This is a genomic window from Sphingobium sp. TomTYG75 (assembly GCF_054771635.1).
Map to the genome: position 1 here is coordinate 160,985 of NZ_BSRE01000001.1, position 23,434 is coordinate 184,418.

The window sequence follows — 23,434 nt, forward strand, 5'->3', positions numbered from 1 at the left end:
GCGAACACCTCCAGCGCGATCTGGACGACGCGATCAAAGCAGCACAGGGGCTTGGCGTCGATCCCGAAACCACCGCCAAGGTGAAGGAGCTGCGTGCCGCGCTGAAGGATGCGGCATCGGGCTCATCGGAACACGAGAACGCTGTCTTCACCCACCTGCTCGCCTTTTTCAGCCGCTATTACGACAAGGGCGATTTCATCAGCCAGCGGCGATACAAGGGCGACACCTACGCCATTCCCTACGCGGGGGAAGAGGTGGTGCTGCATTGGGCCAACAAGGACCAATATTATACCAAGTCGGGCGAAGCCTTTTCCAACTATGCCTTCAAGCTCGACGATGGCCGGACCGTCCATTTTCGGCTGGTCGCGGCGGACACCGCCAAGGACAATCGCAAGGACAATGACAAGGAACGCCGCTTCGTGCTGGCGGAAGCGCGCACGGTCGAGCAGATGGACGAGGATGGCGAGCCTTACGAGGACGAGATCGTCCCCGTCACCGAGGAAGGCGGCGATCTGGTCATCCGGTTTGAATATCGCGCGATGCCCAAGGGCAGCAAACAGGATGCCTTGGTCGATCAGGCGGTCGCGGCGGTTCTGGGCGATGAAACCGTCAAGGCCGGTTGGCAGGGCCTGACCGAGCGAGCGCCGACCGAGAAGAACCCGCAGCGCACGCTGCTGGAAAAGCACCTGACCACCTATACGCAAAAGAACACCGCAGACTATTTCATCCACAAGGATCTGGGTGGCTTCCTGCGCCGCGAGCTGGATTTCTACGTCAAGAACGAGGTGATGAATCTCGACGATGTGCAGAACGCGCAGGCGTTCGCCGCGATCGAGAAGAACTTGCGGATGATCCAATGCCTGCGCGCCATCGCGCTGGACCTGATCACCTTCCTCGCCAGTATCGAGGATTTTCAGAAAAAACTGTGGCTCAAGAAGAAATTCGTCGTCGCGGCGCATTACTGCGTGACCCTCGATCGTGTGCCCGAGGCGCTTTACCCGGCCATCGCCGCCAATCCGGCGCAATGGGCGCAGTGGCACGATCTGGGAATGCGCGACAGCGCGAGCGCTGGGACCGTCAATGACCTGAAGGCGTCGCCCTATCTAATGGTCGATACTGCGCTGTTCGATGCCGCGTTCCGGGCGGATTTGCTCAAAGCAATTGCCGATCTGGACGGCAGCATGGATGGGCTGCTGGTGCATGGCGACAATTTTCAGGCGCTGACGCTGCTGACGGAACGGTATCGGGAAAAGGTGAAGTGCGTTTACATTGACCCGCCCTACAATACGTCAGAAGCTACATTTTTCTACAAGAACCAATACAAGCATTCGTCTTGGCTTACGATGATAGAAGGTCGCGTCGGGGCCTCTAAGAAATTTATGACCCGTGACTCCATATTTCAAATCACCATTGATGACATGGAGCTTTATCGTCTCAAGTCTTCTCTTGACGAGATTTTCTCAGAAGAAAAATATATTGGCACGATTGCAATTCAGAGCAACCCTCGTGGTAGAGGTATAAATAGCTTCTTCGCGACGAGTCACGATTATGCGGTTGCGTATGCCAATGACCCCGAAGTCGCTATAATATGTGATGAAGTATTGAGCGATGAGCAGGGCGAGGGATATAAATACGAGGACGAAATTTCGGAGTATCGACTGCTCCCATTCAGACGCAGCGGCGGCCTTTCAACGCCTGATGATCGCCCGAATTCCGAATACCCGCTTTTTGTTGATCGAGAGTCAAACATGATTGTAGGCATCGGTGGTAAAAGAACCGCCGATTATCCTTCTGAATATAAGGCAATTTCCGCGTTTCGTATTATTGATGGCGAAATAAAAGAGGTCACCTTCGAAAGCCTTGCATCAGATGTCGCGCTTGCTCGAGTCATGCCAATCGACTCGAATGGAGAGCGTCGAGTTTGGCGGTGGTCAGATCGACAGAAAATCCTTGAACATGCGCTGATAGGCGATTTTATCGCGAAACGGCAGGGTGGAGGCGAATATTCTGTCCAGCTCAAGGACCGGATCAAAGAAGGTCGCAAGCCAAAGACGATATGGATCGACCCCAGTTTGGATGCGTCGAGCCACGGAACCAACCTACTAAAAAACATAATCGGTGGGCGGAAGGCCTTTGGCTATCCCAAGGCGCTCTACGCAACAAAAGCCTCGATTTCCGCCGTAGTGCGAAAAGACAAAGAAGCGATAGTTTTAGACTATTTTGGCGGAAGCGGCACAACGGCTCACGCCGTGATGTCTCTCAACAGAGACGATAAAGGTGAGCGCCGATATATATTGGTCGAGCAGGGTGATTACTTTGATCCTGTGTTGCGGCGACGCGCGCAGAAAATCGTTTATTCCGACACGTGGAACGATGGCAGACCTACTGCACCCCAAACAGGCATCAGCCACGCCTTTAAGGTGCTTAAGATCGAAAGCTATGAGGACACGCTCAACAATCTGAACCTGAAGCGCGACGACGCTCAGACCGGATTGCTCGACGCGATTACGTCCGGTGCCCGCGACGACTATCTCATGCGCTATATGCTGGATGTCGAGGCGCGTGGTTCTATCCTATCGGTCGAGGATTTGCGCAAACCATTCGATTACACGCTCAATGTCGCTGTAGACAGCGCGGGTGCCTATGCCCCGACCAAGATCGATCTTGTCGAGACGTTCAACTATCTGATCGGCCTCACCGTCCGGCATATCGATATCCAACTCAAGCAGGGCTTCGTCGCGGTAGAGGGCACGCTGCCGACCGGCGAGCGGACGCTCGTGCTTTGGCGCGACTGCGATACGCTCGATTATGAGGGCCTCGCCAAGCTGTGCGACAAGCTGGCGATCAACCCTGCCGACAGCGAATATGAAGTCGTCTATATCAACGGCGACCATAATATCCCGTCCGTGCTGACGAGCAGCGCGGAGGACGGCGAAGTCACGAAGACGCTCAAACTCCGCCAGATCGAACCGGCGTTTCTGGAAGCGATGTTCGATACGGGTGACGCCTGATGGCTCGCGCGCCGCGTGCCAAGCGCACCTTTCATCAGGAGCTGGTGCTCAATCGCTGGATGCTTGGCTTCTTCAAGGGAGACGGGCTTGCCGCGCTCAAGGGCCGGCTGGCTGACCCGCGCCATGAAGGCGTGGACGATGACGGCCAGACGGGTTTCTTCCACGAGCTGACCCGCAATCTGTTCGATGTCGATCGGATAGATGCCGCCGAGCTACGCCGCTATGATTTGAATATCGTCAGCCACTGGCAGGCGATCACCCACAAGCGCAATGCCGTCGAGGGTAGCGTGCTGACGATGAAATACTTCCAGTATCTCTCGCTGCTGTTCAGCGAAGTCTACCTCGACTGGTATTTCAACCGTCGCGACGAGCTGCTCACCGGACTGAACGACGAACTGGAGCGCTATCGCGCCGAAAATGGCGCCGAACCCTTCCGCGACTATGTGGAGGCCGACCTTTCCAAGATCGCGTACTGGAGCGCCACCGGCAGCGGCAAGACCTTGCTCCTGCACGTCAACATCAAGCAATATCTGCATTATTTTCGGACGACTGGTGGCAAGGCGATCCCCGACAAGATCATCCTGCTGACCCCCAATGAGGGTCTCTCGCGCCAGCATCTCGACGAGCTGTCGCTGTCGGGCTTTTCCTTCCATCGCCTGTTCGACAAGAACCGAGCGCCCGACTTCCCCGGCACGATCGAGGTCATCGATATCAATAAGCTGGGCGATGAGATGGGCGACAAGACCGTCGCAGTCGATGCGTTCGAAGGCGACAATCTGGTACTCGTCGATGAAGGGCATCGCGGCACGGGCAGCGCGGGCGGCGCATGGATGGCGCGGCGCGAGGCGCTGGTGAGCAAGGGCTTTGCCTTCGAATATTCGGCGACCTTTTCGCAGGCCGTAGCCAAGGGCTTCACCGTTGAAAAGGCCGAGGAGGAAATCCTCAAGCGCAAAGCCCGGCTGCGGTTTGAAACGACAAGCCTCAGGTCACTGACGCAGGCGCAACGGGATTCCCTCGCACTGACGACCGCCGAACAGCGCCGGGCCAAGCTGGATGCCGTCCGCGAGACTTACGCTAAGGCGATCCTGTTCGATTACAGCTACAAGTACTTCTATGCCGACGGTTACGGCAAGGAATCGCTGATCCTGAACCTCGCCGACGATGCGGACGAGCAGGTCCGCGCGCTTTACTTCACAGCCTGCCTTTTGAGCTTCTATCAGCAGCTCTTGCTGTGGGAGACCCAAGGCGACGCGATAGCCGATTTCAATATCGAACGGCCGCTCTGGGTGTTCGTGGGCAACACGGTTGCAGGTGAAGATAGCGACGTCCTGACGGTGCTGCGTTTCCTCGGTCGCTTCCTGAACGACGACGGGCAGATGAAGGCATGGATCGCGGAATTGATCGCCGATCATGCCCAACTGCTCGACACGAAGGGCCGTAGCATCTTCGAAGGCCGGTTCACGCCACTACTCGGGCAAGACGCGGATGCGGTCTACGACGACATACTGCGGAGGATGTTCAACGCCGGTTCTCGCCAGCGCCTGAAGCTCGTCAACCTGAAGGGCAGCAAGGGCGAGCTGGCGCTGCGGGTGGGCACGTCCGAACCCTTCGGCCTGATCAGCATCGGCGACGATAGCGGCTTCTTCAAAACCGCAGATGAGGGCGAAGAGCCTTTTGATACCGAATCCGACGATTTCGGCGCTGGCCTGTTTCAGACGATCAATCGCCCGGACAGCAAGATGACCGTCCTGATCGGCTCACGCAAATTCACCGAAGGCTGGTCAAGCTGGCGGGTCGCGACGATGGGCCTGCTCAACATGGGGCGCGGCGAAGGCTCACAGATCATCCAGCTCTTCGGGCGCGGGGTGCGCCTCAAAGGCCGCGATATGTCGCTCAAGCGTTCCGTGCCCCATGAACGGCCTAAGGGAGCCTATCTCGACAAGCTGGAAACGCTGAACATCTTCGGCATCCGCGCCGATTATATGGCGACGTTCAAGGATTATCTGATCGAGGAAGGCATTACGCCGAGCGACGAGATGATCCAGATCGACTTTCCGACTAAGGCGAACTTGCCCACGGACAAGAACCTCAAGACGCTCAAACTCCGCGACGGTTACAAGGACAATCAGGCGAAGGGCTTCAAGCGCACCCATTATCCTTGGCTGTATGAAGTGCCGCCCGCGTTCGTGGATAAAATCAAGCCGCCCCATATCACGCTCGACCTGTATCCGCGCGTTGACGCGCTGAGCTCGCAGGACAAAGGCAAGATTGCCGACAAAGGCGAGGCACGTCATTCGGGTAAGCTAGACGCCCGTGCGATGGCGATGTTCGACTGGGACCAGATTTTTCTGGCGGTGCAAAAGTACAAACTCCTCAAGAGCTGGAGCAATCTGCGTCTGGATCGGCAGCGCCTGATCGATTTCTGCACCGGAGAGGATGATTGGTATACGCTCTTTTCCCCAAAAGCCGAGCTTGCGGTCAGCGGTTTTAGCGATGTGTTGAAACAGCAGTCGATCCTGATCCGATTGCTGACGGATTACACCGATCGCTTTTATCAGAGCTTGAAGGCCGGATATGAAGGGCAGTTCTATGATGTGTCGGAAATTACCGCCGATCATGGTTCGATGCTCAGGCTTTACCAAATCGACATTGACGATAGCGATGACGGCGAAGCCTATCGCAAGCGGCTGGAGGAATTAAAGGCCATCGTCGCCGCAGGCGACATTGGCAAGGCGAGCAAATGGCACGCTGCGAACATGGTAGCGATCAGCTTTGGCAGGCATCTCTATTATCCCTTGCTCTCGCCCGAACATGGAAAGCAATTGCCGCTGAAAATGCGACCGATCGCTTTCGATGCGCCAAGCGAAGTGAAATTTGTTGAGGATCTTCAGGCGTTCTATGAATCAACGGCGGGAAAGCAGGCGATAGGCAATCGCAGCCTCTATCTGCTGCGCAACGCCGACACGAAGTCGAAGGGGCTCGGGTTCGCCCTAGCGGGCAATTTCTATCCTGATTTCCTGCTGTGGCTGGTGGACGATGCGACCGGGCGGCAATGGCTCAGCTTCGTTGATCCCAAGGGCATTCGCAATCTCGACCTCGGCGATCCCAAGTTTGCGCTCCATACGACGATCAAAGATATCGAGGCTCAGCTCGACGATGATCAGCTTGAACTGAGCGCTTTCATTCTGTCGGAAACCGCGTTCGGGGATTTGTTGAATGTCGGATCGGGCGTGACCAAGGCCGATTTGGAGGCCCACAACGTGCTGTTCATGGATAGCGGTCGGGATGCCTATCTGTCCAAGCTAGTGGCGAGCGGTAGTTAGTACGCTAGCCGTCCCGCCGCTTTCTCCAGCGGTCGAACCACGCCGTCCAGCTTTGTTCAGGGGGCCATTCCTCACCCTCACGCTTGATCCGCACGACTTCCAGCCGATCAAAGCCGGTTCGGACGCCTTCGATCACGACCGCACAATCAACGTACCGCACGACATGGCGACCCGGCTCAAGCTCCCATTCTCCGCCGCCATGAACCGCAAGGACGAAGCGGCGCGGCTCTCGGCGCACGATCCCCTCAACCGTGTGAAGCGTGCCTAGCGGCATTGGTTAGTCCGGCGATGCATAGCCACCCTTCCTTGTAGTCGATAAGTGACATCGATAAGAAAGTGGCGGCGGTCTGGCAAAGTGAATTGTCACCGATTGTCTGTAGACTGATTGGCTACATGGCGGTCCATGTCGCGGGCATGGATATTCGGGAACGTCTTGCGAGGAATCTGCGCCTGCTGCGGCAGGGAAAAGGATGGTCGCAGGAAGCGTTCGCGGACGAGGCTGGATTGCACCGCACCTACATCAGCGACCTTGAACGCGGAGCGCGGAACCCGACGATCACCGTCGTGGACAAGCTCGCTACGGCCTTGGGTGTAACGCCGGGGCGGCTACTCGATTAGCGGCTGAACCCTACCCCAAGCCACAGTATTTCGTTGAATAGCCAGCTTGAGAGGCACACGGCCACCGTCCGAAGAGGCGGAGGCTGGGCCTGAGACCGGACGGTTTCGGATGTATGATGGCGTCCGAGACGCAGGAGGAATTCATGGGCGGCATTGGATCGGGCGCGCAGCGATCAACACATATCGGCAATGTTGAGGAAATGCTGGCGCTCGACATTCGCGTTTTGCGGCGGCTGGGCGTCGTTCGCCCTGGTGAATGCACATGCGACACGGTGCGCTGGTTGATTGACGGGCTAAGCGCATCCAGCGTGCGCCTTCGCATCGATCTCAGCGACATTGAACGCGGCGGCGTCATGACGATCATCGGTGAAATGCGCGATGGTGGTATCAATCAGCATGTCGCCATCGAAATGGTGCCATCGCCATTCGGCGGCCATCGCTGCTATTTCCTTTGCCCGCTTTCCGGTGGGCGCTGCGAAGTGCTCTATTATGCCGGAGGTCGGTTCGGCTCGCGCGAAGCGCAACGGCTGAGCTATGCGGTACAAGGCATGAACGATGTTTCCCGCGCCCGCCGCAAGACCGCCAAACTGCGCAGCCGCCTGTGCGGGTCGGGTGGTCAGCCGCGACTGCGTGGGCTCAATCGCATCGATACGGTGAGACGCCTTCACCAAGCGGAATTCGAAGCGAAGACGCTATACCTCGATGGGCTGCGTGACCTTGCTGATCGGTCTGGTCCCCAGCGGATACCCGGCGATGCTCGTTAGCAGGTCCGAGATTCCGATTTCCGCCCGTTTGGGCTTCGCGATAGCCTCATATCCAATCAGCGGGTCCTGACCAAGCAACGCCGTTTCGCGACCTCGCCACGTCTCTCGCGCCTGCCCCTATCGGTCTGATGTCGGCGGTATTCAGGGATACAGGCGAACGCGGCTTCGATGCGGTCTGTGGTAATTCCGTATTCTCGGACCATGATGCGCTTGAGCCAATTCAGCGCGTCGATCAATTCGTCCACCGATTGCTCAGCCCAGTCGCACCAGCACGCGCCGTGGGTCATGGCGAATGAGCGTTCACCGGGATCGAGAAACTTAAAAACCGCTACCTCGCCGCCAACCGCATCGCCACTGTTCCGACGCAGGAACGCCGGTTGCCACGCGATCACCGCCGACTTGATCGGTATATCCAGTGTCGAAAGATGCTTCTTCATGACCCGGAATATAACCCTTCAGGATGAAGAGAAAACTCGATGCTTCCGGGATTTTTCCTGACTTCGAGCAGCCCATGATCTTAGTGGGGTGATGGTCAACGAAAGGAGACCATCATGTCCGACGACCAACAGCTCGACCGCACCCACCTGTTATCGCACGCTCAGGCATTGTTCCCCGACACTACGATCAATGTGGTCTACGATCCCAATGAGATCATCCACATTGACGCGAACGGGCATCGCTATACCTTCGAAATCGGAAGTGATGACGATGAATATATATTCACCGATGGTTTAACGACCTTCACGATCCCCCTTATGGATTTTGACGAAGATTTCTAGGATTTCTCCTGACACGCCTTCCGCGCCCGTCTTATTGGAAATGTCGGTCCCAACCTAAGGAGATGACCGACATGACTACGACCAACATCGCGAAGCCCGCCGTCCCGATCGTCGAAGCCGGTACGGCAGAAGCCCTTAAGCCCGAAGTCGTCACGCTGGAGCAGCTCGCCCGCGAAATGAAGATCCCGCCGCGCGATGCCCGAATGCTGCTTCGGCTGGCCGCCAAACAGACGCGGCAATACCCGAACCTCGGCAAGGAGCATGTCGCGCGGCAACCTTGGCAATGGACCACTGGCTCAAAAGCGCTCGGCGAAGCAAGGAAGGCGCTGGCGGCTGCACCCGAATGAAAGCCAAAAGAGCGCAATATCGACGTATGCGCGAATATTGCGCTCTTTATCATCCTTGCCGCCACATCGCACCAGGACCACGACCGCTTTTGACGTTTGCGATGACCTTCGCATCGTCGATCGTGCGCGCCGAATAACCTGCCGCCGTCAGCCGGTCTAAGGCATCTCGGGCCTTGATGCCCTCGCCTGTCACCATGTCCTTGATCATCGCTGCACACCCTTCAAGTGCAGTCGGCTTTTTCGACGACTGCACAAGCTGATCGGCCGTCTGCGGAATCTCCCCGTTCCACTGGATTTTCGGCACTGAGTCCTGATCGAAGCCGACAACCTCGAATGTGATCGATGGTCCCTTTCTGGAGTAGTTTGCCTTCGACTGTGCGAAAACTCGCGTTTCCGGGTCGGCTGGATGTCCCATAACAACCAAGCCCGAACGAACCGAAGCGATAAAGTCCATTGATCCTTGTCCAGCTTGGATCGCGGACTCAGCCGACGCTTTGCGCATGTGCCGGACGACAAGGATGCTCATATTAAGATCGCGCGCCAACATGGCGAGCGGCCGCATGAACCCTCGGCTTTCGTTCGCTCGGTAGATATCTACGGAAGAGGGTATGAACGCCGACAACGGATCGATGATCGCCAATGCGGCGGGATGAGCGATCAATTCCCTCCGGAAAACCTCGATGCCGAAATCGTCCATCAGGAAAGGCGCGTTCATGAACCGAATCTTGGACACATCAGCGCCGTGCGCTTCAAGGCGCGGACGTAAGATGCGGTCCGGTTCATCCTCCGGAGATAGGTATAGAACGCGACCCTTTCCCGATCGCTGCCCGTTGGCAAATTCGCTGCCTTTCGTGACCATCGCACCGAGTTGTGCCGTCACCAGCGATTTACCCATGCCGGGATCGCCGTCCATGATCGTCAGCGCGCCTTGAGGCAGGTAGGGGAAAAGGAGGAATTCCGCCTTTTTGTTCTGAACGTTGATCAGTTCGTCGAAGTAGGATTCCCGCTCTTCCTCCATGAGTTCGGCCCAAGCGTCTTTCCAAGCCGCCGCAAACTCATCCCCCTCGATCGGCGGCTTGGTCACCGTCCCAGCATATGCCTTGGCGATCGGACGCGCCTGCTTGCGAGAAAGCCCCCGCGCGCCAAGCGAAATTACGAAGCTTCGCAGTTCGCGCGAGCGGCTGGGGCCCTTGATGACAAGACCTCCTTTAGATTGATTGCCGCTCATCGCCCGGTCTCCGCTTGATCGCGGATGCGATGGATTTGACGCTCTGCCTCTCCTGCGTCCCCGCCCCACTTGGAGATGAAATAGGGGTTGGCCAACAGCACGGCGGCGATCTCATCGTCTACCGCGCCCGCTGCGATCATGGCGGATACGATCTGATATACCGCACCGGATCGATCTGACCGCATGACCTTGCGCGATGTCATTAGCGTCCCGGCGACAAGGCCCATGCTTCGGCGATAGCGACGCATGACATCGTGGGGCACGTGCCGAGATGGATCGACCCCGGCTCGACCTACTTCAGCGCGTTCCACATCCGACAAATCACGGATCGCTTCAGGAACCCGCTTACGCTCCGCATCAAAGCGAAGGAGGCGGACAGTCTCTCCCCGCCGCTCAGGTTTGTGATTGATCGTGCCCGGCACCCGCAGCAGCTTGTTGGCAGACCACGCACCCTTGTCACCTCCATACAGCTTCCAGAGGTTCTTCGAGTATTGCTCCGCCTCGCGAGCGGGAACGACCTTCCGCCAAATCCATAGCCCCTGAAATCGTCCTGCCGAAGTTTCCCAGAGGATATTGGGCGACGGCTTGAAACGCATAGGGTTGGCATCGTCGATATCCGACCATGCGTAGCGCGTTGATAGCGCCCGCTCCTTGGTATTGCGCGGCGCGTCGAACGCATTGGGACAGAAATAATAGTCGTGTTCCTCTGGGGGGTAACATTCCAGCAGATCAGCGATCGTGGCGGCGCGGTCACCCCTCATGGCGTGGCAGGCCATTCGTTCAGTGCCTGCCCGTCGAGTATAGAGGAAGGTATATTCCCTTTCAGCATAAGCCCAAATTTCGTCGAGAAATCGGATGATCGCGGCATCACGTCGCGAATGCCGCTCGGAGCTGACAAGCGGCGCATATCGAGACGGCACATTCATCACACGCCCTCCCGAGCCGATGCCAGCGCCTCGATATGGGCGTGGATTTCCGATGCCAACCACGCGACCGAATGCGCGCCGATACGGACCCGTTTGGGGAATTGGCCCGCGGCTTCCAACCGGAGCAATGTTGATGGCGAGAGGTTTAGGCCAAGGCGCGGCAAGTCGCCGCGTGTTAGCAATATCCTGTTTGATGGTGGTGCCGTCATGTCGAGTTCCTTTTCATTGTCGTGATTGACGGCAATGAAATATTCCCAGACGGCGAAGAGTTACTATAGAGGCAATGGCACCAAGGAACTGGATTTCCGTTCCAATGTGCCCGAAGCCTCTAAGACGGGAGGTTTATTTCCCCGCGAATGAGCCGATCAAGATTCTCCTCAACACCTGTGATCTTGTGAAAAATCAACCGCATGGCATCGACATAAACGCCTACACGACGACGCAAATCTGAATCGTAAACACCCCGGTTCGGCTTCACGTCAGGGCGATGCTTGCGTAGCAACCTTGCGACTGCCGCGAACAACTCCGCTCGCAGTTCTTGGCTATGTCCCGCATCATCGGCCTGCTGGCTCCGAAGCGAATCCCGAAGATCGACCGCCCGCGACCGCAATGCATCCAGCTCCGCTATTAGCGACGCATGGTCCGGAAACTCAGGCACACTCAGCGGATACGGCCAAGTCGAAAACATCGGCCGCATCTCGTCGGCAATTGCCCCGAGCAGCCGCTCGCTTGGGCTAATGACGTTCGTTTCCAGCCAATCTGCCCGTTTGGTAAGTGAAAGATTGAACGGCGCACCGGGCAAGTCACAGGGCAAAGTCGCAATGACGGTGCGGAAATGAACGCACAGGTCGATCAGGTCGGCCCTCAATGCCGACAGCATCGCGTCATCCTTGATGCCAATGATAGCTGCCAATTCACCCATGGCGCTATCGTCAAACAGCGTTTCCGCTTCTGCCGTGAAATCCTTCAAGAACCTGCCCCCAATTGTCCAACGCCTCCCGCTTCTCAGCGTCATAGGCATAGCGATTGTAGACGGCGGCCACACCGGAAATTGTGCCGCTGATATGGTTCAGCACCTTTTCGACGACATGCGGCGCAACGCCCGCCCTAGCCATGCCCGACGCGGCGGTTCGCCTAAGATCATGCAATCGCCAATCGGATGTCTGAGAGCCTTCGGACAGGCGGCGCAGCATCTTCGAAAATCCGCTGACCGGCGAATTGCGGGTGGTCGTGAATACATAATCGCAGTCCAGAAAACGCGGCACATCTTTCAGTGCGTCGAGCGCATAAGGGCTCAGTGGCACGACATGCGGCTTCCCGTTTTTCGAGCGCCCGGCGGGAATTACCCATTGCTTGGCTTCGAGATCGACTTCGCTCCAGCGCATTTCGGCCAACTCGCCCCGGCGCTGTGCCGTCGCAAGCAGGACCGGCACGAACTGGCGAAAGGGATAAACATCGTTACGGCATGCCCGCAGCAATCTCACGATTTCATCATCCTCCAACACCCGCTCGCGCGACTCCTCCTTGGTCGGAGCCTTGAGGCCGTTGATGGGAGTGACTTCAACGATGCCGCGTTCCACGCACCAGTTGAACAGCTTGCGAATGTTCGAAAGGATGCGGTTCGCCTGATAGGTCGATCCGCGCGCAACGGCGGCGTCCATGATTTCCAGCACGTCGAACCGTTTGACGTCGCGGATATCGCGTTGCCCAAAAGTGCCGACGAATTCACGTTCCAAGATGCGCTCGGCCTCGCGCCAGCTCTTGTTGCGTGCCTTCGCGTGAAGTCGGATGAATTCCCCGCACACCGCTTCCACCTTCATGTCAGGATTGCGCCTGCGCCTGGTTGGGTCGATACCCTCATCAACCTGCCGCAAGACATCCTGTGCTTTTTCGCGGGCCGTAGCCAATGTGATGCGAGGAAAGACGCCGAGCTTCATCCGCTTCTGATCAAGCCCGTAGCGGAACTTGACCGAGAAGACCTTTTGCCCTTGCGCCGAAACTCGAACGCTCATTCCGGGGCAATGAAGATCATGAACCTCATAGCGCTTCGCTTGCGGTTTCAACGCTTCAAGTGTCTTGTTTGTTAGGGCCTTCTGCATGTGTCATCCTTTCGAATGACACCTTAATAATCACGGAAATCCACCAATCTCAAAGAAATTCCTAGCGTCCGAAGGACCTGCATCGGGAAAGCTCAGCGTGATGCGATTTGACCATATCGCACACGACCGGGGGGTACTTTAGACCAAGCCGTCCTGACGATCCTCGGACCAAGTGCCGCGACACTGATTCTGGGTTTTGCGGCCTCACGCGATTACGTGTTGGCGCGCCGGTGATCGATAAACCGGTTTCTTATCGATCATCTCCGAGTTCCGTACCGATCCGAAGCAGATCGACATAGGCTGCATAGGCAAAGCTGCGATCCCGACGCCTGCCGGTTGTTTCTGTCAAAACCCCAGCCGACACTAGCGCTTCGATCGCCCGGATCGCGGTTGGCTTGCTGATTGCAAGCAAGGTCATGGCTGACGCGACCGTGACGATCGGATGGTTGGGCAGTTCCTCAAACAGCCTGACGGCGGATACGGAAACGGCATCGCTCGCTAACAGCCGAGCGCGATCTTGGCCGACGATAGCGAAGATATTCCGCGCCGATGTCACCGCCTCGTCGGCGATGGTTGCGACCCCATCGAGAAAGAAATCGGTCCAGCCCTCCCAGTCGCCTTGCGTCCGCACGGCGTCGAGCCGACGGTAATATTCGGCACGATGACGCTTGAAAAACAGGCTGAGGTAAAGCGAGGGCGCGCGGAGCAGCCCCCAATGCTGGAGCAGCAACGAAATCAACAAACGGCCTATGCGTCCGTTGCCGTCGAGATACGGGTGGATGGTTTCAAATTGCACATGGACAAGTCCGGCACGAATGAGCGCGGGCAAGTCATCATCCGCGTGGATGTATTTTTCGAGCGCGCTAAGCAATTCCGCCAAGCGTGTGGGCGGTGGCGGCACGAACACCGCATTGCCAGGCCTGCTGCCCCCGATCCAGTTTTGACTGCGCCGGATTTCGCCGGGCTGCTTGGTTGCCCCCCTCACGCCGTTCATCAATCTGCGATGTGCATCGTTCAGGAGGCGCATGGAAATCGGGATACCCGAGGGGTTCGCTAACTCCTGCTGGACGTGGTTCAAGGCATCAAGATAGTTGCAGACCTCTTCCACGTCGGCATCAGGCGCATTTACGTCATCCGCCTCGAAGCTCAGCAAATCGAGCAGTGTCGCCTGCGTCCCCTCTATCTGTGATGAGATCACGGCTTCCTTGCGGACGAACCCATAGAGAAACCAGTCAAGCGACGGCACCATCTCGGTTGCCAGATCAAGCCGCACCAAGGCCTGCTCCGCAGCACGTAGCCGCCTACTGAGTGTCTCGGAAATGGCAAAAGCGGGATCGCGCGGCGGCAATGGGTGAGGCAGGAACGCGGGGACGCTCTCTCCGCCTGCGACCACATTTTCATATTCGCCCGTTGTTCGCTTCGTCATGGCATCTGCAACTCGGTGTGGAGATAGGAACGACACCGTGCCTTCCTCCGGCTATTAATAACGACATCGTGACTTATCGTGCACAAAAGTCAACCATCCGTTATTAACGCATTTCTGGTTATGGCACGACGAAATGGGATTTTCCCTGACGCGCACCGCCGCGATCGATATCACGCTGCTGCTAGGCTAGCGGATGGATCACGCGGCCTTTGCCCTCCACCGCTCTGATACCCAGAAAATCGACGATCTTCCGTGTGGGTATCAAGGGGGTCCCGGACGCCCGAACTTGCATGATCGGACCTGAAGCAATACGCCACGGAATCAGCGGGTCGAAGATACGTCTTCGTGTTCCCCAAGACGCAATATGACGCATAATGACAAGCAATAACAAGAGCTTAAGCCTCGCTCTTAATCAGCGGGTCCTAGGTTCGAGCCCTAGTGCGTCCACCATTTTTTCCTGAAAAATGCAGCATTTCATCCCGCCATGGCGTTGCCGCGCCTTGTTCTAATGGACATGCGGTGAGGGCTTCCACGTCCCGGATGCCGCGACCGGATTTCGCTTCACAGAAGCGGGCCGTCGGCTAGTCTGGCTGGCTGCGGTCCCACTATGTCACCTCAAAACATGACGAAGTGACGCGTTACGCGTAGAATTTACGCGAAGCGCGCAAGGCCTGCTCCTTAAACCCCAACCCTTTCCAATAACTCCATCAACAGCGGCCGCAGCCGCCCAATTTCCTGCCGATGCGCGGCGCTGAGTGTGGTGAGTATCCCGTGCGCCTGCTCAGTCAGTTCGAGCAGCGCCTGTCGGCGATCCTGCTCGGATAAACGCCGCCGTACCAGGCCCAGCGCCTCCAGTCGGTCGACAAGGCCGGTCGCGCTATGGGGTTTCAGGATCAGTCGTTCCGCGACATGCCCGACCGTCGCCTTACCCCTTGGCGCGGAGCGGATCGCGAGGAGAGCTTGATGCTGCTGGGGCGTCAGACCGCACTGCGCCGCCTCCCTTTCACTGAACGCCTGAAACTGCCGCAGGGAGAAGCGGAAATCGGCAAGGGCCGCATAGTCATTGTCGGTCAACTGATCGGCCATGCAACATCATAGCGTGCCAAGGGGCATTGATAAATATCGCAGTGCGATATAGTTGCTCCCCGCATGACATCATCGACCTCCTCTCCATCGCAAAGCCTTCTCGCCGATCATAGCGCCAACCTACGCATGATTATGCTGGCCGCCGCCGCACTGATCGTGGGGACGGGCGGCGCGCTGGGCGCATGGCTGTTGCTTCGGGCGATTGCGGTGGCGACTAATCTCTTCTGGTTCGGACGCCTCTCCGACGCGCCTGCTGCGATCACGGACAACACGCTAGGGATCGGCGTCATCGCGGTTCCGGTCATAGGCAGCCTGATCGTGGGCGTGATGGCGCGTTACGGGTCGGAGAAGATTCGGGGGCACGGCATTCCAGAAGCGATCGAGGCGATCCTCTATGGCGAAAGCCGCTTGTCGCCCAAGGTCGCGGTGCTGAAGCCCCTCTCCTCTGCCATTTCCATCGGCAGCGGCGGCCCGTTCGGCGCCGAGGGGCCGATTATCATGACCGGCGGAGCGATCGGGTCTCTATTCGCTCAACTCTTTCATCTGAGCGCGGCGGAGCGCAAAACTCTTCTGGTCGCGGGCGCGGCGGCGGGTATGACAGCGATCTTCGGCACGCCAATGGCCGCCATCCTGCTCGCCGTTGAGGTTCTGCTGTTCGAGTGGAAGCCGCGCAGCTTCGTGCCAGTGGTTATTGCAGTGCTGATCTCACTGCTGTGGCGGCCAGTGCTGATCGAAAGCGGGCCGCTCTTTCCCGTGCATCATGCGGTTATACTCACTCCCGTGCTGATCGGCATCGCTCTAGGCATGGGGGTGATCGCGGGGGTGCAAGCGACGTTGCTGTCCGCGCTGCTGTATCGGATCGAAGATATGTTCGGGCGTCTGCCCGTCCACTGGATGTGGTGGCCAGCGATCGGGGGGCTTGCCGTCGGTATCGGCGGGCTGGTGGACGCGCACGTGCTGGGCGCGGGTTATGAGAGTATCAGGGGCCTTCTAGACGGGTCGTTGGCGGTGCGGGTGGCGCTGGCGCTGCTGGTAGTTAAGGCGGCGGTGTGGCTGATCGCGCTAGGATCCGGCACGTCGGGCGGCGTACTGGCGCCGCTCTTGATGTTGGGCGGAGCGTTGGGCTTTTTGCTGGGCCAATATCTGCCAGGCGGGAGCGCGCTATGGGCAATGGCCGGGATGGCCGGGACGATGAGCGGGGCGATGCGCGCGCCGCTGACCGCCGCCTTGTTCGCAGCGGAGCTAACTGGGGATTTCGCGATGCTGCCGCTGACCATTGCGGCGTCGGTGGGAGCCTATGCGGTGAGCGTACTGCTGATGCGGCGCTCGATACTGACCGAGAAGATCGCACGGCGCGGGCGGCATGTGCTTCAGGAATATACCGTTGATCCGTTCGATTTCCTTCAGGCAGGGCAAGTGATGACGCGAGAACCGCAGACGTTGGAGGGGACAATGTCCATTGGTGCGGTCATTGCCTTTTTTGCGGGGCAGGCCGTCCATCGCAGTTACCCGGTGGTGGACAAGGAAGGGCGGCTCATAGGCCTTGTTTCCCGTTCTGATGCGCTGCGCTGGCAGGTGGACGGCGCGCCCGTGCAAGCGACCCTCGCAGAAGTCTTGTCCGATGCATCGCAGCCCTATGGCACGCCGAGTGATCCGATCAGTCGCATCGCGGACATGATGGTCGATGCAGGCATCGGCCGCATCCCGATCGTTGAGCCCGCATCGAGCAGGGTCATCGGCATTGTGGCGCGGCAGGACCTGCTCAAGCTCCGCTCCGTCCATCGCGGTGCGGAGGTGGCCCGGACGAGGGGGTGACCGAGCCGTTCGGTCGGCGGGTGTATACGATCAAGGCGATACGGTCTGGCGGCCCGCAAAGCCCGCTGATCCAATCACTAACCCAAGGAAGGAATTTGGGGCATGAGAAACGATATTGCTCGATAGACCACCCTGTTGGGCGGAGCCATCTGAGCCACCTTTCTCCGCGCCTCAGTGCCTAGATTCCCCGGACGATCAGGAAATGGCCAGAACGCCCTGATAGGCGGGATCTTCCAGAGCCTTGCCCGCTCCCATTGCCACGCACATCAGCGGCATTTCCGCGACCTTTACTGGCAAGCCAGTTTCCTCCATCAGCGCCTGGTCCAGTCGCCGCAGCAGCGCGCCGCCGCCTGTGAGGGTGATGCCTTCCTCGATGATGTCGGCCGCCAGTTCTGGCGCGGTCTTTTCCAGTGCTGTCCTGACCGCCATCTTGATCTGGCCAACGGGTTCTGCAAGCGCGTCCACGATTTCCGCCTCGCTGATCGTCATTTCGGCAGGGCGGCCATTTACCAGATCGCGGCCCTTGACCACTATCCGCCGTCCTTCGCCATCGGGTAGCGTCGCCGCGCCGAGTTCACACTTCACCCGTTCAGACGTTGCTTCGCCGATCAGCAGGTTGTGGTTGCGCCGGATATGCGATGCGATCGCATCGTCCATCCGGTCGCCGCCGACCCGCGCCGAATTGCTGTAGGCGATACCACGCAGTGACAGGACAGCGACTTCGGTTGTTCCGCCGCCGATGTCGACCACCATCGCGCCGCGCGGTTCCGTAACCGGCAATCCCGCGCCGATCGCCGCCGCCATCGGTTCCTCGATCAATTGGACGTGGGCGGCCCCGGCATTGGCGGCGGCGTCGCGTAGCGCGCGCCGTTCCACCATGGTCGACCCAGACGGAACGCACACGACAACCTCATGCCGCCGACCAAAGCGGCTGCCGTTCAGCGCCTTGTCGATGAAATGCTTGATCATCTGTTCGGCGACATCGATGTCCGCGATGACGCCATCGCGCAAAGGCCTGATCGCCTGTATATTGGCGGGCGTTTTCCCCATCATCAGCTTGGCTTCATTGCCTACGACCTTTACGCGACGGAACCCCTGCCGGGTTTCGATGGCGATGACCGACGGCTCATTGAGGACGATCCCCCGGTCGCGGACATGGATAACCGTGTTAACAGTGCCAAGGTCGATGGCCATGTCAAAGGCAGAGGACGAAAAAAACCGGGGCAATTTCATCGAAACAAGGCAATCTTTTGCGGGAGGGAAAAGCTGATCTCGCCCTGCCGATGCCTCTACGCGAGCAGAAGAGCCCTGCGACGACCCGTCTGGTAACCGGGTCCAACCGAAAGACCGAGCCGTAGCACTAGCGCATTCGAAAATCCGCCCTCGCCCGGAACAACGCTCATCCTCTGGAGAATCCCGCCCTCCCCGCGGCGGCCCAACGATTGTCCTTTCTGTAGAAACGCCATATGCCGTAAGTCCGGAAGGCCAAATTCACCTGGCGATATCCCAGATTTTCAACAACGGCAGCGACGCCGATCATGAAAAGGTCGCGTGCACTCGGCGTGCGTCTGAGCTGCATTTCCTCAAGCGCCAGGGTTCCAAGACTGAGCGCGGTTCCGAACAGCACCGTCAGAGAGAAGAAGGCAAGCACGACCGTGCCCGATCCGATCCCCAAAAAGTAAAGGATGGGGATCAGAAGGTAGCCGAACAGTTCGCAAGGCGGTCCGAGCACATCTTCAATCACGATCAACGGCATACCGATCAGCCCGATACGGCCGTAACGAGGGTTGAACAGCATGCGCCGATGCTCGACAATCGTCTCCAGCGCGCCCTGCTCCCACCGTGCGCGCTGGTTACGCAGTCCTCGCCAGCTTTCGGGCGCATCGGTCCAGCATACCACTTCAGGAACGAAGGCAATGCGATAGGGCCGCTTCTGCTCCCGCATCCGGCGATGGATGCGGGTGACGACTTCCAGATCCTCGCCAACCGTATCGTGCCGATACCCGCCTATTTCCACCAGTGGCGCCCGCCGGAATATGCCAAAGGCTCCGGAAATCAGCATCAGCATATCCAGCCGCGCATTGGCGATGCGGGCCGTCAGAAAGGCTCGAAGATACTCCAATATCTGATAGCGCGGCAACCAGCGCTGCGGCAGCCGAATCTGGCGAACATGCCCGCCTTCGACAATTGATCCGTTCGCGATGCGAATGGCTCCGCCTACTGCCATCAACGAACCATCATCCGTCATGAAAGGCTCGGCAGCGCGCAGCAGGCCATCAGGCTCAATAATGGAATCGGCGTCGATGACGCAAACCAGCGGGGCAGCGGCAAAGCCCAATCCTGCGTTCACGGCGTCCGCCTTCCGCCCATTCTCCTTGTCGATCAGAATGAGGTTCGGATAGCGAGCGGAGCCAAAGATGCCCAAAATGCGCGTTTTCTGGAGTACCGCCAATTGTTCTCGTTCAATCGGGCGTAGATCGAACTCCTGAATCAGGACGGACAAGGTTGCGTCGTTGGACCCGTCATTGACCAATATCACTTCATGGTCCGGATATTCCAGAGCCAGCAAGGCGCGCGCGCTGTCTGCGATCGACAACTCTTCATTGAAGCAGGGTGCGATCACAGACACGGGGAGGGCAAGGTCGGCATAGCGAGACCAAAGGTCATAGGATCGCTGAGCAGGTCTGACACGCGTGGCAAAGACTCGCGCAGCAAGCAGCAACTGGATGGTCGAAACGAGATTGCGGACGGTCACGACCAGAAAGCACAGGATACCTATCGCGACCATGGTGCCCAGCCCGACGCTTTCCAACGTCGAGGATATAGAACCCACCCCCATCAGGCAGTCCCCAGCACCTGTTGAGCCTGCTGCGCGCGAAGGCGTACCCAGGGCGAAGGATCTTTGCGCAATTCCGCGATAGCAGGCAGGCTGCTGTTCAGCCTCATCAACTGACAGGCGCGGATAGCTCTGGCACGGACGGGAGGCACGGGGTCGTTCAAAAGCGGCAATATCCATTTGGCGCTGCCGGGGTGCCCCAATCTGGCCGCCGAATCCAATGCGGCCAGACGAACGGGCGCATGGGTATCGGCGGCGGCAGCTTCCAATAGTGGAAGCGCAGAGAAATCCTCCGTCCACCCAAGGGCGTCAATCACCAGTGCCCGCACCGCTGGCGGCAAATCGGCGGACTGAGCCAAGCTGAATAGTTCGGACGGATGGCGTGCAGCGATCAACCTAAACAAGGTTCGATGCAGCGGCGTGATTTGCGCGCTTCGCAGGTCCAGGTGGTCAATCAACTCATTCGGCGGAGGCAAGGCATCCAACCGAGCAAGCAACGACGCGGCCTCCAACCGGGTGTCCAGCTTCGGATCCTCCCGCAGCACAAGGTAGAGCATATCGATCGCCTGCCCTCCTCCTATGCTGCCGAGTAGTCGCAGGGCGTCGATCTGCCGCCTCGGCCGGGACCGCCTTGCCGCCAGCAACGCCTGCTTGAGCAACCCTTGTTCCTCCACCAGGGCAACGAGCCGCTCTCGGTCTTCACCCCTGAGTAGTTGAACAATCCGGCTGATCGCCGCCAGCCGTTCAGCAGGGCGGGCGAACTGGAAAGCGGGCGACGCGGCGATATTCTGGCCAGCCCCCATGATTTCCCTCGTCAGGGCGCGGGTCAATTCCGCCTTGGCGACGCTGGCGCGCTCCTTTCGATCACGACGCATCACCAGGAAGAGCAGCCAAGCGGCCATCACCAGCGCCCCATAGACGGATATGAATATGGCGATCCGGGCAACATGATCGGCAATGGGGAAACCCGGCACGATCAGAACCTGACCTGGAGGCCTAACGTCCCACCTGTCCGCCTGTAGGTAGCGCGACGGCGGTCATAGTCGACCCCTGCCCGAAGTGAGACCTTGTCAGCGATCGGCACCGTCACGCCCGCGAACAGGGAATGAACCTGCCGGGTTATCCCTGCTTCCGTATCGGGATAGGTGGCTGCTCCGACATAGAGTGTTGCCCCGCCCGAGAAGGTGCGATCCATTCGGCCCGACACGCCCCATCGGTGGGTGCCATCTTCATCCCACAAGTTGATCATCCGGACGGTGGCAGCAAGTCCCAACCTTTGCGCTGCAAGCCGAACGCCGGGCTGAAAGACGGTGACCGACGCATCGCGATATTCGGCATGCCGCAAGTCAGCCAGCACCGTCGCAAATGAGGCAATGTCGGCCTCCACTCCGGCTGTCACGCCCCATTTTTCCCGGAAATTCGCATTCGGCGTCACGGCTAAAGCGAGGAAGGTCCGAAGCTTGTTGCCAAACCGATGGTCGATGCGGGTTTCGAGGCGAGTGTCAGCAAATGATCGCCGGTCTTCTCTTTCCACAGTCAAGGCTGCCGACGTCTTGGAGTCAATGGCGCCGAAAAGAGCGATATTTGTGTCATACCAGGTTTGGCTGGGCCGATTGGCAAAGGACACGCGGGAAACGCTCTGCGTGGCCGCCAAACCCCAGTGCGACGGCGCGGCACTGGCAGGATCGCGATCGTCCAATTGACGCCTGATCGCAACAGCGTCCGCATTTGCTGGAGCGCGCTGCTCCATGGCGACAAGCTCCCGCTCTGCCGCTGCCCGGTCACCAGACCACAGGTAAGCGCGCGCCAACGCTGCGCGGATGTCGAGGTCTTCTGGTGCCAGCAGTTCTGCCCGACGGAGCGCTGAGATCGCCTGCGGATAGCGTTTGTCAAAGGCATAGGCACTGCCAAGCATGCGCAAGATTTCCGCGTCATTTGGATTGGCGGCATCCGCCTGCTCCAGCGTGCCAATTGCGGCGGCGAAGTCTTGCCGTGCCAAGGCTGCCCGTGCTTGTGCGATCAACTCCGCGCGCTGCGGAACAATCGTACCATCCGGCGTGACGGATGCCGCTGCAATCGTTAGAACGAGCAGGCTCATTGAACGGGCCTCGCGGATTTCAGGATGGCGTTTACCCGCACGACAAGTTCATCCGGGATGAACGGTTTCGTCAAATAGTCACGAGCGCCCGCGGTCAGAGCCGCCAATACGTCGGCCTGCGCCTTCCGCGACGTCAGCATGACAACCGGCATCCCAGGTCGCTCTTCTGCTAAAGCTCTGAGTACATCGGGACCGGACATTACCGGCATCATGGCATCAAGCACGAGGAGGTCGTATTCCCCTCCTCGCGCTTCCCGCAGCGCAGATGCGCCGTCTTGCCTGATTGTCACATCGTGACCTGCCGCTTCAAGCTTGAACCGAACCAGTTCGCCCAGCAGATCGTCATCGTCTGCGACCAGGATATGCGCCACCTGACCTGTTCCTCTTTCTCGCCGATCCCTTAAGTATCAGCTACGTGCGACTAGTGCGAAAAATTTCTTTTCTTAACAATGGCTAAACCACCATTTTGGTTCAATTCGCCGTAGCGGAAAAACGTTTTGGCAGACTTGCCATGCTTTGTGGAAAGCTGATTTGGGCGCTGGGGCGAGAAATTGAAACGGCGCGACAAGGTTTGCCGTGCCCCCGAAGTGGACGACGCATCCGACAAATTGGATGTCGGACGCGCCATGATTTAACAGCGGGTCTCGAACTGCTCAGTTAATGTGCCGCACGCCCCAAAATGATGCGGAATTCGCTCACCAAAATTTACAAATCGAGTAGAAAGCTCTTCTTTTTTACATCAAAAGTTCTATTTGTGAGGGGCGTATCGCATTGGGGCTATTGCAGATGATCGACCTGTCACCTCAACCTCAGGATGAGACTTCCGACGGGGCAGAACTTCAGTCGGGGCCGCGTCACGATACGGCCGTTCGGAGCCGCCCCGCAGAACCTCATCATCGCGCGGGGCTGTTCACCCATGAAAGCGCCGAGGCGAGCGTGCAGTTTTTATCGCGTTGGGCGGGACCGATCGCCTTGGCTGGAACTCTTGTCCTTCTCGGCTGGTGGTTCGCTGCCTGATTCGCGAAAATGACGGACTGATTCGAACAAGCGCTTCGTAAGTGCGGTAAATTTTCGCTTG

General features: G+C 58.5%; 21 protein-coding genes. 7 read left to right on the top strand and 14 right to left on the bottom strand.

Annotated elements, in window-relative coordinates; genetic code table 11:
- The first annotated feature begins 80 nt into the window (after positions 1-80).
- Both ACYU81_RS00695 and ACYU81_RS00700 read left to right on the top strand, forming a co-directional pair.
- Entirely contained in the window at positions 81-3,011 is a 2,931-nt protein-coding gene (locus ACYU81_RS00695) for a site-specific DNA-methyltransferase (RefSeq protein ID WP_460985920.1), read from the top strand.
- A complete protein-coding gene (locus ACYU81_RS00700; protein ID WP_460985921.1) occupies positions 3,011-6,334 on the top strand; it encodes a DEAD/DEAH box helicase family protein in 3,324 nt (1,107 codons plus the stop codon). Before ACYU81_RS00695 ends, ACYU81_RS00700 begins: the two co-directional genes overlap by 1 nt.
- A gap of 4 nt (positions 6,335-6,338) precedes the next feature.
- Here ACYU81_RS00700 and ACYU81_RS00705 read toward each other — a convergent pair whose 3' ends face one another.
- A complete protein-coding gene (locus ACYU81_RS00705) occupies positions 6,339-6,608 on the bottom strand; it encodes a DUF5818 domain-containing protein (protein WP_460985922.1) in 270 nt (89 codons plus the stop codon).
- Between the two features lie 86 nt (positions 6,609-6,694).
- On the opposite strand from ACYU81_RS00705, the gene ACYU81_RS00710 reads away from it, so the two are divergent.
- Positions 6,695-6,952: a helix-turn-helix domain-containing protein gene (locus ACYU81_RS00710; RefSeq protein ID WP_460985923.1), complete on the top strand. Its 258-nt coding sequence runs from the start codon at positions 6,695-6,697 to the stop codon at positions 6,950-6,952.
- A gap of 143 nt (positions 6,953-7,095) precedes the next feature.
- Positions 7,096-7,716 (top strand): hypothetical protein, encoded by a 621-nt coding sequence (locus tag ACYU81_RS00715; protein ID WP_460985924.1) that lies wholly within the window; start codon positions 7,096-7,098, stop codon positions 7,714-7,716.
- Positions 7,717-7,772: 56 nt separating this feature from the next.
- On the opposite strand, the gene ACYU81_RS00720 is transcribed toward ACYU81_RS00715, so the two are convergent.
- Positions 7,773-8,153, bottom strand: a complete 381-nt coding sequence (locus tag ACYU81_RS00720; RefSeq protein WP_460985925.1) for a hypothetical protein — start codon at positions 8,151-8,153, stop codon at positions 7,773-7,775.
- Between the two features lie 114 nt (positions 8,154-8,267).
- Between ACYU81_RS00720 and ACYU81_RS00725 the strand changes: the two genes are divergently transcribed.
- The gene (locus ACYU81_RS00725) at positions 8,268-8,495 is read left to right on the top strand and encodes a hypothetical protein (RefSeq protein ID WP_460985926.1); all 228 of its coding nucleotides are present in this window, start codon (positions 8,268-8,270) and stop codon (positions 8,493-8,495) included.
- Positions 8,496-8,566: 71 nt separating this feature from the next.
- On the top strand, positions 8,567-8,842 hold the full coding sequence (locus ACYU81_RS00730; protein WP_460985927.1) for a hypothetical protein: 276 nt from the start codon (positions 8,567-8,569) through the stop codon (positions 8,840-8,842).
- Between the two features lie 49 nt (positions 8,843-8,891).
- Here the strand turns inward: ACYU81_RS00730 and ACYU81_RS00735 are convergent, their stop codons facing one another.
- The 7 genes from ACYU81_RS00735 to ACYU81_RS00765 form a co-directional block, all read right to left on the bottom strand.
- Positions 8,892-10,070, bottom strand: coding sequence for an AAA family ATPase (locus ACYU81_RS00735; RefSeq protein ID WP_460985928.1), 1,179 nt, complete (start codon positions 10,068-10,070; stop codon positions 8,892-8,894).
- Positions 10,067-10,831 (bottom strand): DNA-primase RepB domain-containing protein, encoded by a 765-nt coding sequence (locus ACYU81_RS00740; RefSeq protein ID WP_460985929.1) that lies wholly within the window; start codon positions 10,829-10,831, stop codon positions 10,067-10,069. The genes ACYU81_RS00735 and ACYU81_RS00740 overlap by 4 nt, the downstream gene beginning before the upstream one ends.
- A 164-nt stretch (positions 10,832-10,995) precedes the next feature.
- Complete coding sequence (locus ACYU81_RS00745; protein WP_460985930.1) at positions 10,996-11,205, bottom strand: helix-turn-helix transcriptional regulator; 210 nt, start codon at positions 11,203-11,205, stop codon at positions 10,996-10,998.
- A 119-nt stretch (positions 11,206-11,324) separates the two neighbouring features.
- Positions 11,325-11,966 carry a hypothetical protein gene (locus ACYU81_RS00750; RefSeq protein WP_460985931.1) on the bottom strand — a complete coding sequence of 214 codons (642 nt, stop codon included), beginning with the start codon at positions 11,964-11,966 and terminating at the stop codon, positions 11,325-11,327.
- The gene (locus ACYU81_RS00755; RefSeq protein ID WP_460985932.1) at positions 11,929-13,095 is read right to left on the bottom strand and encodes a tyrosine-type recombinase/integrase; all 1,167 of its coding nucleotides are present in this window, start codon (positions 13,093-13,095) and stop codon (positions 11,929-11,931) included. Before ACYU81_RS00755 ends, ACYU81_RS00750 begins: the two co-directional genes overlap by 38 nt.
- A gap of 250 nt (positions 13,096-13,345) precedes the next feature.
- On the bottom strand, positions 13,346-14,521 hold the full coding sequence (locus tag ACYU81_RS00760) for a Fic family protein (protein WP_460985933.1): 1,176 nt from the start codon (positions 14,519-14,521) through the stop codon (positions 13,346-13,348).
- A 678-nt stretch (positions 14,522-15,199) separates the two neighbouring features.
- Positions 15,200-15,607, bottom strand: a complete 408-nt coding sequence (locus ACYU81_RS00765) for a MarR family winged helix-turn-helix transcriptional regulator (protein WP_460985934.1) — start codon at positions 15,605-15,607, stop codon at positions 15,200-15,202.
- Between the two features lie 63 nt (positions 15,608-15,670).
- Between ACYU81_RS00765 and ACYU81_RS00770 the strand changes: the two genes are divergently transcribed.
- Positions 15,671-17,422 (top strand): chloride channel protein, encoded by a 1,752-nt coding sequence (locus ACYU81_RS00770; RefSeq protein ID WP_460985935.1) that lies wholly within the window; start codon positions 15,671-15,673, stop codon positions 17,420-17,422.
- A 195-nt stretch (positions 17,423-17,617) separates the two neighbouring features.
- Here the strand turns inward: ACYU81_RS00770 and ACYU81_RS00775 are convergent, their stop codons facing one another.
- The 5 genes from ACYU81_RS00775 to ACYU81_RS00795 all read right to left on the bottom strand — a co-directional run bounded on the left by ACYU81_RS00775 (position 17,618) and on the right by ACYU81_RS00795 (position 22,727).
- A complete protein-coding gene (locus ACYU81_RS00775) occupies positions 17,618-18,655 on the bottom strand; it encodes a rod shape-determining protein (RefSeq protein ID WP_460985936.1) in 1,038 nt (345 codons plus the stop codon).
- 166 nt (positions 18,656-18,821) lie between these two features.
- Positions 18,822-20,261, bottom strand: a complete 1,440-nt coding sequence (locus ACYU81_RS00780) for a glycosyltransferase family 2 protein (protein WP_460985937.1) — start codon at positions 20,259-20,261, stop codon at positions 18,822-18,824.
- The gene (locus tag ACYU81_RS00785; protein WP_460985938.1) at positions 20,261-21,232 is read right to left on the bottom strand and encodes a HEAT repeat domain-containing protein; all 972 of its coding nucleotides are present in this window, start codon (positions 21,230-21,232) and stop codon (positions 20,261-20,263) included. Before ACYU81_RS00785 ends, ACYU81_RS00780 begins: the two co-directional genes overlap by 1 nt.
- A gap of 2 nt (positions 21,233-21,234) precedes the next feature.
- Positions 21,235-22,356: a YaiO family outer membrane beta-barrel protein gene (locus ACYU81_RS00790; RefSeq protein WP_460985939.1), complete on the bottom strand. Its 1,122-nt coding sequence runs from the start codon at positions 22,354-22,356 to the stop codon at positions 21,235-21,237.
- A complete protein-coding gene (locus ACYU81_RS00795; RefSeq protein WP_460985940.1) occupies positions 22,353-22,727 on the bottom strand; it encodes a response regulator transcription factor in 375 nt (124 codons plus the stop codon). The genes ACYU81_RS00790 and ACYU81_RS00795 overlap by 4 nt, the downstream gene beginning before the upstream one ends.
- Between the last annotated feature and the right edge of the window lie 707 nt (positions 22,728-23,434).